Genomic DNA, 14,412 nt, shown 5'->3' with positions numbered 1-14,412 from the left:
AGTCTCCATGATTGGCGTTGTTTTCCAGGGCGCTCTTCTCGCCTCTTTTCGAAGGGTAAAAATCCCCCTTGCCCGGCACGTGGCCGGGGTGTGCATGTGAACGGTTGCGGGAGCCGACTCAGTCGGCGACTTGCAGGACGCGTTTCGCGCGCGTCGCCAGCCAGCACAGGATCGCGCCGCCGCACACCATGGCTGCGCCTTGCCAGAAGGCCAAGGACAGCGGTGCGCGCAACAGGATGGTCGAGAGCGCCGCGGAGAAAACCGGGATGAAATACGAGGCGCCTGCCAGGATCGTGACGTTGCCGTGCAAGATGCCCACGTTCCACGCCCCGTAACCGAAGCCCATGGCCCCGGCGGCCAGGACCAGGTAGACGATGGCCTCGACGCTGAACTCCATGTGGCCGCCGCCTTCCAGCAAGTACTTGATCCACAAGGTCACGGAGACCAGGATGAAGAACAGCGTCACGCCGTTCTTGCCGCCCGCGATCCGGGCCGTCACGGTGCAATAGGCGGCCCAGAGCAATGCGCCGGCAAACGCCAGGCCGTAGCTGAGGGGGTTGTCGCGCACGTTGGCCAGCATGCCGGCCAGATCGAGACCCTGTTCCCCGCCCAGCACCCAGCAGATGCCGACGATGGACAGCACGAACCCGGGAACGATCAGGAAGTTGCTCTTCTGCCGGTTGAACAGGATCGCCGCGACGATGGTAAACGTTGGCCACAGATAGTTGACCATGCCCACCTCGATGGCCTGGCGGGCGGTGTTGGCATAGCCAATCGAGAGCGCCAGGCACAGCTCATAGGTCACGAACAGCAGGCTGCCCCAGATGAGATAGCGGCGCGGAAATTCGCTCAGCTTGACGTAGCCGACGGACAGCAGCAGAAATACCGAGGCCACGCTGTACATCATGGCGGCCCCGCCCGTGGGGCCCAGGTGCTCGCTGACGCTGCGGATCAGGCCGACAATCGAGCTCCACAGCAAGATGGCCACCAGGCCGATCAGCGTGGCCTTGTTCGTGTTTTTCATGGTTTCGTCACTCGAGGTTATGCGACACGGCGCCCGCTACCGCGGGGCGCCGTGTTCACTGCTGGTGCGGATTCACGCCTGGGCGTCGATCCAGATGGTCTTGATCTCGGTGTACTGGTCGTGCGCCCACTGGGATTTGTCGCGGCCGCCAAAGCCCGACTCCTTGTAGCCGCCGAATGGCGTGCTGACGTCGCCCTCGCCAAAGCAGTTTACCGTGACCACGCCGGCGCGGATCTCGCGCGACAGCTTGATCGCGTTGCGCAGATCGTCCGTATAGACCGAGGCTGCGAGGCCATACACTGAGTCGTTAGCCAGGGAAATGGCCTCGTCGATCGTGGTGAAGGTCGTGACCGAGAGCACGGGGCCGAAGATTTCCTCTTGGAACAGGCGGCTGGCCTGGCCCACGCCATCGACCACGGTGGGCTGCACGTAGATGCCCTGCTCGGTCTCGCCGCCGAAGGCCAGCTTCAGCTTTTCCGCTGCGGCCTGCTCGAGATAGGAACGCACCTTCTCGAAATGCGCCTTGCTGACCATGGCGCCCAGGCGATTGTCCGGATCGAGCGGATTGCCCATCTTCCATTCGCGCAGATGCACGCCGATGCGCTCCAGCAGTTGCGCCTTGATGTCGGCATGGACGATCAGGCGCGACGAGGCCGAGCAGTTCTCGCCCATGTTCCAGAACGCGCCGTTGACGAGGTGCCGGGCCACGGTGTCGAGGTCCGCCACGTCCTTCAGCACCACGGCCGGGTTCTTGCCGCCGCATTCGAGCACCACGCGCTTGAGGTTCGACTCGGCCGCGTAGTGCAGGAACAGACGGCCCGTGTCGGTCGAGCCGGTGAAGCTCACCATGGTGACGTCGCGGTGGCGCCCCAGCGGTTCGCCCACTTCACGGCCGCCGCCTGGCAGGACGTTGAACACGCCGGCAGGCACGCCCGCCTGGTGCGCCAGCTCGGCCACGCGCAGCGCGGTCAAGGTGGTTTCCTTGGCTGGCTTGACGACGATCGAGCATCCTGCCGCCAGGGACGGCCCGATCTTCCAGGCCAGCATCAGCAGCGGGAAGTTCCAGGGCAGGACCAGGCCGACCACGCCGATGGGCTCGCGCACCACCAGGGCCAGCGCGTTCGAACCCACCGGGGCCGTGTGGTCGTAGATCTTGTCGATCAGCTCGGCGTGCCAGCGGATGGTGTGGATGGTCTCGGGCACGTCGGTGTTCTGGCATTCCCGGATCGGCTTGCCGCTGTCCAGGCTCTCCATGACAGCCAGCTCGTGCGCATGCTGCTCGAGCAGGTCGGCGAAGCGCAGCAGCGTGTGCTTGCGCGCGGCAGGCGCCATGCGGCTCCAGCGCCCATCCTCGAATGCCGCCCTGGCATGGGCTACGGCGAGATCCACGTCCTCGGGGCCACAGGCAGCGATCTGCGCGAGCACGTCGCCGGTAGCCGGATTCGTGGTCTCGAACGTCTTGCCCGACAGCGCGGGGCGGAAGGCGCCATCGACGAAAGCCTGCGTCGGCAGTGCGATGCTCCCGGCAAGGGCCGTGTACTGGGCAGCGGTCAACAGTTCGGCGGCCATCAGACTTTCCCTCCGACGATGGCTGCCACGTCGCTCTTGAGCTGGGTGACGACGGCCTGCAAGGCCTGCTTCTCGCTGTCGTCGAGGCCTTGCAGAGGCGCGCGCACGCCACCCGGACGCAGGCCGGCCAGCGCACAACCGTGCTTGATCGACTGCACGAACTTGCCGCCCTCCAGGAAGTCCATCAGCGGCAGCATGGCCGACATGATGCGGCGGCCCTTGTCGAAATCCTTGTCGACGGCGCAGGCCTGGTACAGCGCGATGTGCTCGCGCGGGATGAAGTTCGAGCCGGCGCACACCCAGCTGCGCGCGCCCCAGGCGAAGAACTCCAGGGCCTGGTCATCCCAGCCGCAGGAGAGGCTAATGCCGGGAAACTCACGCGCCAGCATGTGCAGTTGTCCGGTCTGGCCCGAGCTTTCCTTGATCGCAACGACATTCTTCGACGCCTGCGTCACGGTGCGGAAAAACTCGCGGCCCATCGACATGCCCATGCGGCCCGGATAGTTGTAGAGCATGATGGGCAGGCCTGCGGCCTGGTCGATGGCCAGCGCATGGGCCGCATTCTCCTGCTCGGTCGGCAGCGCATACGGCGGCGTTCCCACCAGGATGGCATCGGCCTTGATCTCCTTGGCCAGCTTGGCGTACTCGACGGATTCCTCGGTGCGGATCGCGCCGGTGCCGATGATCAGCTGCGTGCGCGCGCCGATCACTTCCTTGGCCAAGGCTGCGAGCTCGAGACGTTCCTGTGTCGTGTGGGCGTAATACTCGCCGGTCGAGCCTGCGATGATGATGCCGTGGACGCCTTCGGCGACCAGGTACTCCAGCACGTCGGCAAATGCCGTCCTGTCGATTGCGCCAGCGGCGTTCAGGGGGGTGATCGCGGGGGTATAGATGCCTTCGAATTTCATGATGATCTCTTTTAAATGAGGTAAGGACGATTTCGTCAAATCCAGGGTGGAAGCAGAATCAGCGCTTGAGCGACGACGCCTGTTCGAGGCTCATGCCGCGCGTCTCGGGCGCCAGCCAGATTGAAGCGACCAGGCCGACGATCGATACCGCCGCAGCCGCATACATGGTGTTGCCGATGCCGATGCTGTGCAGGGAAAACGGCACCATCCATGTGCCCACGGCAGAACCGACGCGTGTCATCGATGAGCCGATGCCTACCGCGAATGCGCGGATTTCGGTGGGGAACAGCTCGTTGGGGTACACCAGTTCGAGCACCTGGGCGCCGCCGATAAAGAGCGCATAGGCGCCGAACATCAGCAGAACCACGATCTCCGCCCCGTTCGAGAAGGCGCCCAATCCCAACAGCGCCAGGCTGGACCACAGGAAGCTGTGGATGACGAGAGGCCGGCGGCCCATGACATCGATCAGGCGGGTAGCGATCACGCAGCCGACGACGAACAGCAGGGTGATGAGCACCGAACCATAGGCAGCCCAGTTGCCTTTCAGGTTCAGCGCCTGCAGGACCACGGGAGCGAAGGAATACACGGCAAACATCGGTACCACCGCAGCAGTCCAGAAGACGATCACGAACAGCATGCGCTTGCCATAGCCGGAGTGCATCAAGTCACCCAGCGACACCTTCTTTTCCGAATCTTCCTTGGGCATGTTTGCCACCGAAAACGACGGGCCATACACCTTCTTGATGACCCGGTCCGCCTCGGCAAAGCGTCCCTTGCTGACCAGCCAGCGCGGCGATTCGGGCGTTCCCAGGCGTACCAGCAACAGCAGCAGGCCGATCACCGCGGAGCTTGCCAGCACCAGGCGCCATCCCTCCTCCCCACCGTGGGCCAGGATGAAGTTACCGATGATGTAAGACAGTGCGGCGCCGACAAACCACAGGATGGTCAGGCCGGCCAGGCGCGGACCACGATTCTTCTGCGGCAAGAACTCCGTCAGCAGCGAACCTGCCACGGGATATTCCAGGCCCACCCCCATGCCGACCAGGAAGCGGAGAATGAACAAGGCCATGCCCGATTCGACCCAGAGCGACCCCAGGGAACCCACGATGAACAGGATCGGGCCAACGAAGAACAGGCGTCGGCGCCCCAGCTTGTCGGTCAGCCAGCCACCCAGGAATCCGCTGAAAAAAGTGCCGAGCATGGCCGAGGCAGCCACCATCCCCTGCCAGAACGAATCCAGTTTCAGGTAATCCGAAAACTGCACGATAGCCACGCCAATAATGCTCAGAATATAGCCATCGAGAATCCATCCTCCGCCTGCGCGCAAGGTCATCAACTGGTGGAACCAATTTAATGGAACATCTTCGATGGATATTAAAGGACTGTTTTTGGAATATACGGCGCTGTTACTCATGGCAGATTGTCTCCTGGTGTATTAATAGTTCTGCGGATACGAATATCCTTCCGAATCACTTCCGCGATCTGGAGAGAGCACTGAATGGTTTTAATTAGTGAATAGCTCCCGGACTGGATTGCAGCCATCCGATTGGATCGACGACCGGTGTCGATCGTCGAGACTCAGCTTTCCTGGCCAGCCTTGCGCTGTCCCCACCACAGCGTGGCATTGACGCCGATGGATAAAAACGGTTCTGGCGGTAGCGTATTGGGGCCGGAGGTGGACAGTAAGAAGTCGATCAGTTCATGGCGCTTTCCGGCAATCATGTCTGCCAGCAAAGTGCCAGTGACGGTGCCCCGGGTAACGCCCAGTCCGTTGCAAAACAGCGCGCCGTAGACATTCGGCGCGAGCTGGCCGAAGAATCCCTTGTGGTTTTGCGTCAGGGCCAGCGATCCGCTCCAGGTGTAGTCGAACCCGACATCCGGCAGCATCGGGAAGCGCCGTTCGAAGGAGAGACGGTGCTTGTGCAGGAAGCGCTCCAGGCAATGCGGCCTGGACTGCTGGTCCGGGTTGAAGCTGAAGCTGTTGCGCATCAGGATGCGGTTGTCGTGCGTGCGGCGCACCGTGCTGCCGAACGGATCGGCGGGAATCACGCCCCAGAACGCCTTGCCGCCCAACTGCGCCTGTTCGGCTTCGGTGAGCGGCCGGCTCAGGCTGGCGTAGAGATACATCGGCAGCACCGTGTGTTGCAGGTAGCCGAAGCGCGCGCCGAACGCGTTGTTGGCCAGCACCAGCTTGTCCGTGACGATGCGGCCCCGGGGATGCCTGAGCACCACCTTGTCGCCATAGTCCACGTCGGTGATCGCCGTGTTTTCATACAGCGTCACGTTGGAGGGCAGGCTGTCCGCCAGGCCCTTGACCAGGGCCGAAGGCTGGAGCAGCATGGTGCCGGGCGTGAACAGACCCTGGCGGTAGAACGTGGTGCCGATGTGATCCGGCAGGTCCTTGCCCGCGATGACCTCGTAAGGCTCGCCCAGTTTGTCCAGGCCGCGCCGGTAGGCATCCAGCACCGCAATGCCGCGGTTCTCGACAGCGGCCTGGTATTTGCCGCTGGGCCGCATATGGCAATCGATCCCGTGCTTCTCGACGAGCGCATGGAGAATGCCCTGGCCCAGCCGGTTAAGCTTGAGGGTACTCCTGGCGATATCGATGTCACCGATATAGTCATCGGCGCCAATATCGTGAGGCAGGTCGATGGCGAAGCCGGCATTGCGGCCCGAGGTGCCGAAACCGACTTCCTGCGCATCGATCAGGACGATTTCCTCGTCTGGAAAATTCAATGCCAGCTGCCGCGCCGCAGCCAGGCCGGTAAAGCCGGCGCCCACGACTGCCCAACGGGTGTTTTTCTCGCCTGTATGCGCGGGCCTGGCCTGGCGGGCCGGGGCGGTGTGATACCAACCGCACATCGCATCGTCTTTGGGTGTAACAGTTACTTTGATCATGTTGTCTCCGTTTCTGCTTTTTTAGTATCGGCAAACACTGCCTTGCAGAAATAAATCAGTGCGACAGCAAAGGGAATCCCGCTTTGGATTAGTTGTGCGGCAGCCAACTCATCCAACGCCGTACTATTTCTCGAACACCCTATCCGCCAGCCTGGAGGTGGATAGGCGTTGATTCATGAGCAAATACGGGATGCTGCTTCTATAATGTTTTGTTAGTGATCCCAGTGTAGAGAGGCCACGAATCAAGCACAAACGACTTTTTGTCCGCGGAATTGATAACATGGCGTTATGAAAAAACCTCTCTCCACCGACCAGACTCTGCTCAACATGCCTTCACTGAGGGCGGTAAAGTGCTTTGTCGCAGCTGCGCGCTATCAGAGCTTTACCCGCGCCGCCGAGGCTTTGTGCGTGACGCAGGCCGCGATCAGTCGCCAGATCCGGGAACTCGAAGAGCATCTCGGTACGATCCTGTTCGAGCGGGTCGGACGCGCGGTCAAGCTGACGACTGCTGGATCCATTTTCTTCGAAGCGGCCCAGCTGTCTTTTCTCAACATTGCGCAAGCCGCGTCACGCATCCGGAAAGACTACGGCGCCAACGCCAGGCGCACGGTGGTGCTCTGCTGCTCCCCTGCGTTCTCGGCACTGTGGATGGCGCCCCGGCTCCCCAGCTTTTTCAGCGCCAACCCCGACATCGACCTCGATCTCGTCACCACGCAGAACTTCCTCTCGCTGGAGCCGGGAATCCAACCGGACGTGTTCATCACCAAGATGGCGCGGGTGCGCGATGGCTATGTGAGCAGGCCCCTGTTCCACGACCGGATCTACCCGGTATGCACGCCGGGCTATCTCAGCGAACATCCCGAGATTCGCAGCCTCGAGGGACTGAGAAGTGGTGTGCTACTGAACCTGAGTCCTTACGGCCGATCCCAGGTTGCCGAGCACGTGGATTGGGGCATATGGCTGGCGATCCATCACCTGGACATCGAGGATCGACTGAGAAATGGCGCACACTACTTCAACGCCAATGACTACAACGTGCTGATCCACATGGTGCTGAGCAACCAGGGCGTTGCCTTGGGCTTTGACCACCTGGTCCGCCCCCTCATCGACAAGGGCCAACTGACCAAACCGGTCGAAGAGGAGTTGGTGCTTGAAGAGACACGCCATTACTTTGCCTATCGCGAGGACAAGGCGGACGACAGCGCATTGAACCGATTCCAGGACTGGTTCTTCGAACAGAGCGGTGTCACGCATACTTCCGCAGAATAATGGCGGCTCGTGCCTTCGATCTGGGCAGCCAGCTTAGAACAGGTCGAGCTGCCCCGCCGCGTTGCCAGACCGCTTGCCCAGGCTCGCCGGCACCACCAGCGGCCGTCGGAACTTGGAGCCGTCGAGCCGCCCGAAGCGCCCGCTCAGCTCGCTCATGCCGAGCCGCTTGATGGTCTTGTCGAAGCGCTGGCGGATCAGGTCGGCCCACACGCCCTCCCCGCTCATGCGCTTGCCGAAGTCGCTGTCGTAGTCCTTCCCGCCGCGCAGGTCGCGCACCCGGTTCATCACGCGCTGGGCGCGCTCCGGGAAGTGGGCTTCCAGCCATTCGTGGAACAGCGGATTGATCTCGTGCGGCAGGCGCAGCACGACATAGTGCGCGCCGACCGCGCCCGCCTCGAACGAGGCCTCGAGGATCCGCTCGATCTCGGGTTCGGTGACGAAAGGAATGATGGGCGCCACGCTCACGCTCACCGGGATGCCCGCTTCGGTCAGGGTGCGGATGGTGCGCAGGCGCCGCGCCGGCGCGGCGGCGCGCGGCTCCAGGGTGCGCGCGATCTGCGGGTCGAGCGTGGTGATGGTGATCGCCGCACAGGCCTGGCGCCGGGCCGCCATCGGCGCCAGCAGGTCGATGTCGCGCTCGATCAGCGAGGACTTGGTGATCAGGCCCGCCGGGTGCCCGCATTCGTGCAGCACTTCCAGCACCTGGCGCGTCAGGCGCCGTTCGCGCTCGCAGGGCTGGTAGGCGTCGGTGTTGACGCCGATGGCGATGTGCTCGGGCACGTAGCCGGGGCGCGCCAGCTCGCGCCGCAGCAGGTCGGCCGCGTTCACCTTGGCGAACAAGCGGGTCTCGAAATCCAGCCCCGGCGACAGGCCGAGGTAGCTGTGCGTCGGCCGCGCAAAACAATAGATGCAGCCGTGCTCGCACCCGCGATAGGGATTCAGCGACACGTTGAAGGGAATGTCGGGCGAAGTGTTGCGGGTCAGGATGCTCTTGGCGACCTCGTCGGTCACGACGGTGCGCAGGGCCGGCGCCTCGTCCTCGTCATGCTCCCAGCCGTCGTCGAAGCGCTCGCGGCCGTTGACCTCGTAGCGCCCCTGCAGGTTCGACACCGCGCCGCGCCCCTTGCGTGCAACAGGCGGACGCGGGCCGGGCATTGCTTGCTCCTCCACAGGCTCTCGGCGGGTCGCTTGGTCGGGTTTGGCCACGGCTGGCTCCATACTGTACATTTATACAGTATATTACGCGGCGCTCAGGCTGAATTCAAGTGCGGCGTGTAGGCGGCTTGCTGCGCCACAAAGCCATCGAAGGCGTCCAGCAGGGCCTGGTAGCGGCCGTCCTCCCCTTCCAGCTGGCCCAGCGCCTGCGCCGCCGCTTCCAGGGTCGACAGCTGGTGCGCCGCATGGGCCTTGCGGATGCGGTAGTTCGACGGCGCGGCATCCATCAGCGCCAGCCGCGGCAGGCGCTGCAGCGCAGGGTTCAGGTACAGCATCTTGCGGCTCTTGCGCCAGGTCGCGTCCAGCAGCACCAGCCGCAGCGCCTGCGCCGGCAGCGGCGGCATGGGCGGCGGCGCCGGCAGGTTCGCATCGCCAGGGGTGTCCGGATACAGCAGCACCGGCGTGCGCCCGCCCGCATGCAGCAGCGCCTCCAGCGCCCCGGGCTCGAAGCTTTCGCCCACCGCCAGTTCGCTGCCCGTGACGCTCAGGTGCAGCAGGCGCGCGCTGTTCTTGGCGTTGCCCACCTCGAGCGGATGCTGGAGGATGAGCAGCGCCGCCTGCGCCTGCACGGGCGCGATCCAGGCGCAGATGCAGGCGGAACGGGCGCGCAGGCAGGTGGCGCAGACGGGGCGTTTGGTGGCAGGCTGGTTCATGGCCGCCGATTGTAGCAGCGCCCGCCCCGGCGGGCGGCAACCCGGCCTACCTGGCTGTCGCCGCCCCGAACGGCGCCGGCTGGGCGGGCGTCTCCGCCAGTTCGCCGAAATCGGCCAGCAGGCCGTCGCGCAGCGCGACGAAGCTGCTCTCGCGGCGCTGGCGCGGATGCGCCAGCGCGACGTCCTGGATGCGCCTGACCCGCCCCGGGCGCGCTTCGAGCACGACGACCCGGTCGGCCAGGTAGACCGCTTCCTCGATATCGTGCGTCACCATCAGCATCGTGATGCCCTCGTCCAGCCACAGGCGGCGCAGCTCCTGCTGCATGTGCAGGCGCGTCAGCGCATCGAGCGCGCCGAGCGGCTCGTCGAGCAGCAGCACATCGGGCCGCCCGACCAGGGCGCGCGCGATCGCCGCGCGCTGCGACATGCCGCCCGAGAGCTGGTGCGGATAAGCCCCGGCGAAGCCGTCCAGGCCGACGCGCGCGATCTCGGCGGCCACCCGCGAGCGGCGCTCGGCGGCGGGCACAGTGGTATTCGTGAACGCCATCGCGATGTTCTGCTCCACCGTCAGCCACGGGAACAGGCGGTGGTCCTGGAAGACCAGGCCGCGCTGCAGGTCGGGGCCGTGGATCGGCGCGCCGTCGTGCAGCAGCGTGCCCTGGTAATCGGTGTCGAGCCCGGCCAGCAGGCGCAGCAGGGTCGACTTGCCGCAGCCCGAGCCGCCGACGATGGCGACGAACTCGCCCGGTTCGACCGTCAGCGAAATATCGTCGAGCACCAGCAGCGCTTCGCCTTTCAGCGGAAACGATTTGCTGACATGCTCGATGCGCAGGCCGCCGGCGCGCCGCGGTGAACGGGCGACCTGGCGGCTTTCCCCCGCCAGCGGGGCGTGTATTCCACTCATATGCTTTCTCCTTGTACCGCGGCGGCCGGCGCCGCGCGGAAGTGATAGAACAGCCAGGCGGCGAGCCATGGCAGGAGCCACAGCAGGAACACCTGCCGCAGTCCGATCAGGTCCCCCAGGCGGCCGGCCGCCAGCGCGCCCAGCGTCCCCGCCGCCATCCCGAACAGGGTCAGGTGGGCCGAGACGCGCGCCTTGTCGACCGGCGCATGGGCGATCCGGTTGGTGTTGACGAGCGTGTTGATCCCCAGTCCCAGGCCCAGCAGGCTTGATGCGCACAGGTAGCTGGCGGTCGACGGCAACAGCCCGAGCAGCAGCAGCGCGGCCATGATCGCCAGGTGGGCGCCGCCGTAATAGCGTTCCCGGTGACGGCTACCCAGCACGGCGTTGCCGAGACCGAACAGCACCGCCACGAAGCTCAGCCCCTGCACCGCCATCAGCCAGACCGCGTGTTCGTGCGGCCAGTGCAGCACCTGGATCGCGAGCAGGATCGAGAACACGCCGACGCTCGATGCGGTAAAGCTGGCCAGCACCTCGAACAGGTAGGTGTTGCGCACCGCCGGCAGGCGCAGCAGCTCGCGCCAGCCCGAAGCATCGCGCGCCGCGCCGGCGCGGTGGCCGGCATGCGAGGGCAGCACCTGCCAGCCCAGCACGGCGAGGATCGCGAACATCAGCGCCGAGACAAAGAAGCCTGCCGTCAGTCCCAGGTGCGCGATCAGGTAGTTGCCCGTGAGCGGACCGGCGAACTGCATCCCGAAGGTCAAGGTGCCCTTGTACCAGCCGGCCTTGCCCTGCCCGAGCTCGGGCAGGCGCACCAGGAACACGGTGCTCATCGCGACCACGCGCAATGCGATGCACAGGCCGACCAGGAACATCAGCAAGGCGACCCACTGCCAGCCGGGGAGCCAGGGCAGGATGCAGAACAGGGCCGACAAGCTCAGGCTGACGCCGGCATACAGGTATTTCGGGTTGCCGCGCGCGAGGATCCTCCCGGCCGGGAGCGTACCGAGCGCCATGGCGCAGCTTTCCGCGCTGCTGATCAGGGCCAGCTGGAAGTTGCTGACGCCGAGGTGCAGGCCGAACATCGTGGCCAGCACCTTGTTCATCCCGATCGTCATCCCGGACAGCAGGGTCAGGCCGATGAAGCCGACCAGGAAGCGGCGCAACTCGTCCGCGCCATGCAGCGGCGCCGCGATTGGACCGGCGCCGCTCACTGGCTGGTCCTTCCGCGCACCAGCAGCCGCGCGGCGCGCGTGAACAGCAGGTTCAATGCCTGCGCCAGCAGGGCGATGACCAGCACCGACAGCAGCACCGCGTCCATCCGGCCCGCCTGCTCGCTGGTCTGCAGCAGCGAGCCGATGCCCGGCGCCGCGGCGAACAGCAGCTCGCCGCCGAGGCAGGCCAGCCAGGCGAACACCTGGGCGTGGGTGACGCCGGTGATCATCGCCGGCAGCGCGGCCGGCAGCAGCACGTGGCGGAACATCTGGCCGCGCGTCAGGGTGAGCATGGCCCCGACTTCGCGGTAGCGCACATCGACCTGGCGCATGCCCTCGAAGGTATTCAGGACGGTCGGATAGAAGGCGGCGATCCCGATGATCAGGAGCTTGGCGAACTCGCCGCTGCCGGCCCACAGGGCGATCAGGGGCACCAGGCCGAGCAGCGGCACCTGGCGGATGCTGTGGAACAGCGGCCCGACCAGGCGCTCGGCGATGCGCGACTGCGCCATCAGGGTCCCGGTCGCGATGCCCAGCAAGGCGCCGCATGCGAGCCCGGTCAGGGCCCGTTCCAGGCTGGCGCCGACGTGCAGCGCCAGCGTGCCGCTGGCGAGCAGCTCGCGCAGGCCGTCCCACAGCTGCTCCAACGGCACGAACACGTAGGCGGCGCTGGCGCCCCTGCCGGATGCCCACTGCCAGGCCAGCAGCAGGAGCGCCGGCAACAGCAATCCGCGCAGCGGGCCGGCCACCGCGGTCAATATCGGTTTCATCGTCGCTCCTGCATCAACGGCGCTGCCAGCGCATCAGGTAAGCCTCGAGGAGGCGGAATCCACGGTCGAGCGTGACGCCGATCAGGCCGGTCAGCACCACCCCGACCATGACGACATCCAGCCGGAACATCTGGCGCGCCATTTCCATCATCTGCCCCAGGCCGTTCTCGGCGGCCAGCAGCTCCGCCCCCACCAGCACCATCCACGAGCGCCCGAGCGCGATCCGCACCCCGGTCAGGGTGGCCGGCACGATGGCCGGCAGCACCACCTTGCGGATCACCTGCAGGCGCGAGAAGCGCAGCACGGCCGCCACTTCGGCATAGCGGGCCGGCAGGCCCGTGACCGCATCGTGCACGGCCAGCGCCACGATGAAGAAACTGGCCTTGGCGACGATGACCAGCTTGAAGGTTTCGCCGATGCCGAACACCAGGATGAACAAGGGGATCAGCGCCACCGACGGGATCTGGCGCAGCACCTGGAAGCTCGGCGCCGTGTACGCGTCCAGGCGCGGCGACAGGCCGACCAGCAGGCCGAAGACGATGCCGGCCGCGCTGCCGATCAGGAAGCCGGACAGCAGGCGCACCAGGCTGATCGAGACGTGCTCGCCCAGTTCCCCGCTGTCGGCCAGCTCCCAGGCGCTCGCCAGCACCTGCAGCGGCGGCACCAGGATCTGTTCGGGCGCCCATTCCAGCGCCGTGGCGATGACCCAGGCCGCCAGCACCAGCAGGGGCGAGGTCCAGGCCGACCAGCGCCAGGACAGCCAGCGCTCGAGCAGGCCGCGCCGTGCGCGCGGCCGGGCGGCGCGCACGGGAGCGGCGCTGGGCGGTTCGGTGCGCTCCGGCTGCACCGCCTTCCTGGCGCGCACGGCTGGCGGCAAGCCGCGCGCGCCTGGCGAGATGGCGCCCGGATTCATCGCCCGGCCCAGTAGTTCTGCAGCTTGAGCTGCACCAGCGCCTGCTCCACGAACTGGGGCGCATACAGGCCGCTGGTATCGAGTGGCTTGCCGATCAGGCGGGCCTGCTGCGCGTAGGCCGCGCCGGCGGCGTAGTGGGCCCGCAGCTCGGGAGTGAACAGCGGCGCCCAGCGTTCGTTCCACTTGGTGGTGTCGCCCTCCATCTCGCGTTCAATCAGGCTGCGCGCGTGGCCGGCCGCCACTTCATGCTGGATGTAGTCCTCGCGTCCATTGCCGCCGGCGACCTTCTGGTGCGCCTTCACGTAGGCGGTCGCGACCAGCTGGGCCAGCTGCGGATACTTCTTCAGGAAGGCGCTGTCGCCCCACAGTTCGGCGCGCATCTTCCAGTCCTGCGGCGCCTGCTTGCTGGACCAGATGATCTTGCCGACCTTCTTGTCCTCGAGCAGGAAGGCGTCGCTCAGCGTGAAGAAGGCGTCGGCGCTGCCGCTGGCGAGCGCCGAGGCGCCGGCCTGCGGGTTGAGGTTCAGGATCCGCACGTCCTTCTGGCTCATGCCATTCGCCGCGAGCAGGCGCGAGAACGGGAATTCCCAGGGCCGGCCGCGATGCAGGGCGATCTTCTTGCCCTTCAGGTCCTTGATCGAACGGGCCGTCGAATGCGCCGGCACCACCAGGTAGGTGTTGTTCATGCTGCCGCCGGGGACGACCAGCTGGGTGCGCAGGCCGGACGCGTTGGCGATGATGGACGGCAGGTCGCCGTAGTGGGCGAAGTCGATCGACTTGTTGGCGAAGGCCTCGTTGACCTGGACCGCCACCGAGTTGGTGGTCACCGGCACCCATTGCAGCTTGACGCCGAGCTTGCCCAGTTCGGCGGCCAGCCAGCCCTGCTCCGCCACCAGCGCCGAGGAACCCGAGAACAAGGTCTTGCCCGACGGTCCGGTGCGCGAGACGGCGGCGATCCTCAGCGCATCCGGCAAGGGTTCCGCGGCCCGGACCGGGAACGGCGCCAGCAGCGCAACCAGCGCCACCCCCAGCAGGCCGGCCCTGCGGCGCTGCACATCAAATCTTGAATCAGGCATCA

13 protein-coding genes are annotated in these 14,412 nt (G+C 65.7%); 1 reads left to right on the top strand and 12 read right to left on the bottom strand.

Going from position 1 to position 14,412, the window contains the following annotated elements:
- Positions 1-118: 118 nt before the first annotated feature.
- From yddG to H162_RS0108055, 5 genes are all read right to left on the bottom strand, one after another.
- Complete coding sequence (yddG, locus tag H162_RS0108075; RefSeq protein ID WP_020652949.1) at positions 119-1,024, bottom strand: aromatic amino acid DMT transporter YddG; 906 nt, start codon at positions 1,022-1,024, stop codon at positions 119-121.
- Between the two features lie 72 nt (positions 1,025-1,096).
- Complete coding sequence (locus H162_RS0108070; protein ID WP_020652948.1) at positions 1,097-2,593, bottom strand: aldehyde dehydrogenase; 1,497 nt, start codon at positions 2,591-2,593, stop codon at positions 1,097-1,099.
- Positions 2,593-3,501 (bottom strand): dihydrodipicolinate synthase family protein, encoded by a 909-nt coding sequence (locus H162_RS0108065; protein ID WP_020652947.1) that lies wholly within the window; start codon positions 3,499-3,501, stop codon positions 2,593-2,595. Before H162_RS0108065 ends, H162_RS0108070 begins: the two co-directional genes overlap by 1 nt.
- A 58-nt stretch (positions 3,502-3,559) precedes the next feature.
- Positions 3,560-4,915 (bottom strand): MFS transporter, encoded by a 1,356-nt coding sequence (locus tag H162_RS0108060; protein ID WP_051109899.1) that lies wholly within the window; start codon positions 4,913-4,915, stop codon positions 3,560-3,562.
- Between the two features lie 164 nt (positions 4,916-5,079).
- On the bottom strand, positions 5,080-6,399 hold the full coding sequence (locus tag H162_RS0108055; protein ID WP_026354389.1) for an NAD(P)/FAD-dependent oxidoreductase: 1,320 nt from the start codon (positions 6,397-6,399) through the stop codon (positions 5,080-5,082).
- Between the two features lie 288 nt (positions 6,400-6,687).
- Here H162_RS0108055 and H162_RS0108050 point away from each other — a divergent pair, with 288 nt between their 5' ends.
- Complete coding sequence (locus H162_RS0108050) at positions 6,688-7,668, top strand: LysR substrate-binding domain-containing protein (protein WP_020652944.1); 981 nt, start codon at positions 6,688-6,690, stop codon at positions 7,666-7,668.
- Between the two features lie 33 nt (positions 7,669-7,701).
- Here H162_RS0108050 and H162_RS0108045 read toward each other — a convergent pair whose 3' ends face one another.
- The 7 genes from H162_RS0108045 to H162_RS0108015 all read right to left on the bottom strand — a co-directional run bounded on the left by H162_RS0108045 (position 7,702) and on the right by H162_RS0108015 (position 14,410).
- A complete protein-coding gene (locus H162_RS0108045) occupies positions 7,702-8,823 on the bottom strand; it encodes a PA0069 family radical SAM protein (RefSeq protein ID WP_020652943.1) in 1,122 nt (373 codons plus the stop codon).
- A gap of 95 nt (positions 8,824-8,918) precedes the next feature.
- Entirely contained in the window at positions 8,919-9,536 is a 618-nt protein-coding gene (locus H162_RS0108040) for a tRNA-uridine aminocarboxypropyltransferase (RefSeq protein ID WP_020652942.1), read from the bottom strand.
- 46 nt (positions 9,537-9,582) lie between these two features.
- Positions 9,583-10,440, bottom strand: coding sequence for an ABC transporter ATP-binding protein (locus H162_RS0108035; RefSeq protein ID WP_020652941.1), 858 nt, complete (start codon positions 10,438-10,440; stop codon positions 9,583-9,585).
- Positions 10,437-11,651, bottom strand: a complete 1,215-nt coding sequence (locus H162_RS0108030; RefSeq protein ID WP_020652940.1) for an MFS transporter — start codon at positions 11,649-11,651, stop codon at positions 10,437-10,439. The genes H162_RS0108035 and H162_RS0108030 overlap by 4 nt, the downstream gene beginning before the upstream one ends.
- Positions 11,648-12,421 (bottom strand): ABC transporter permease, encoded by a 774-nt coding sequence (locus H162_RS0108025; RefSeq protein ID WP_051109898.1) that lies wholly within the window; start codon positions 12,419-12,421, stop codon positions 11,648-11,650. The genes H162_RS0108030 and H162_RS0108025 overlap by 4 nt, the downstream gene beginning before the upstream one ends.
- A gap of 13 nt (positions 12,422-12,434) precedes the next feature.
- Positions 12,435-13,334 (bottom strand): ABC transporter permease, encoded by a 900-nt coding sequence (locus tag H162_RS0108020; protein ID WP_020652938.1) that lies wholly within the window; start codon positions 13,332-13,334, stop codon positions 12,435-12,437.
- Positions 13,331-14,410, bottom strand: coding sequence for an ABC transporter substrate-binding protein (locus H162_RS0108015; protein ID WP_169444455.1), 1,080 nt, complete (start codon positions 14,408-14,410; stop codon positions 13,331-13,333). The genes H162_RS0108020 and H162_RS0108015 overlap by 4 nt, the downstream gene beginning before the upstream one ends.
- Between the last annotated feature and the right edge of the window lie 2 nt (positions 14,411-14,412).

The organism is Massilia niastensis DSM 21313, from assembly GCF_000382345.1.
In the GTDB taxonomy this organism is placed as follows: Bacteria; Pseudomonadota; Gammaproteobacteria; order Burkholderiales; family Burkholderiaceae_D; genus Telluria; species Telluria niastensis.
The sequence above is the reverse complement of the archived record's forward strand: the minus strand, read 5'-3'. Positions and strand labels throughout refer to the sequence as shown.

Excerpts from the sequence above, each read along its gene's own strand:
- yddG (WP_020652949.1), bottom strand. The coding sequence starts at position 1,024 with ATGAAAAACACGAACAAGGCCACGCTGATCGGCCTGGTGGCCATCTTG.
- H162_RS0108040 (WP_020652942.1), bottom strand. The coding sequence starts at position 9,536 with ATGAACCAGCCTGCCACCAAACGCCCCGTCTGCGCCACCTGCCTGCGC.
- H162_RS0108035 (WP_020652941.1), bottom strand. The coding sequence starts at position 10,440 with ATGAGTGGAATACACGCCCCGCTGGCGGGGGAAAGCCGCCAGGTCGCC.
- H162_RS0108060 (WP_051109899.1), bottom strand. The coding sequence starts at position 4,915 with ATGAGTAACAGCGCCGTATATTCCAAAAACAGTCCTTTAATATCCATC.
- H162_RS0108020 (WP_020652938.1), bottom strand. The coding sequence starts at position 13,334 with ATGAATCCGGGCGCCATCTCGCCAGGCGCGCGCGGCTTGCCGCCAGCC.
- H162_RS0108045 (WP_020652943.1), bottom strand. The coding sequence starts at position 8,823 with ATGCCCGGCCCGCGTCCGCCTGTTGCACGCAAGGGGCGCGGCGCGGTG.
- H162_RS0108015 (WP_169444455.1), bottom strand. The coding sequence starts at position 14,410 with ATGCCTGATTCAAGATTTGATGTGCAGCGCCGCAGGGCCGGCCTGCTG.
- H162_RS0108025 (WP_051109898.1), bottom strand. The coding sequence starts at position 12,421 with ATGAAACCGATATTGACCGCGGTGGCCGGCCCGCTGCGCGGATTGCTG.
- H162_RS0108055 (WP_026354389.1), bottom strand. The coding sequence starts at position 6,399 with ATGATCAAAGTAACTGTTACACCCAAAGACGATGCGATGTGCGGTTGG.
- H162_RS0108070 (WP_020652948.1), bottom strand. The coding sequence starts at position 2,593 with ATGGCCGCCGAACTGTTGACCGCTGCCCAGTACACGGCCCTTGCCGGG.
- H162_RS0108050 (WP_020652944.1), top strand. The coding sequence starts at position 6,688 with ATGAAAAAACCTCTCTCCACCGACCAGACTCTGCTCAACATGCCTTCA.
- H162_RS0108065 (WP_020652947.1), bottom strand. The coding sequence starts at position 3,501 with ATGAAATTCGAAGGCATCTATACCCCCGCGATCACCCCCCTGAACGCC.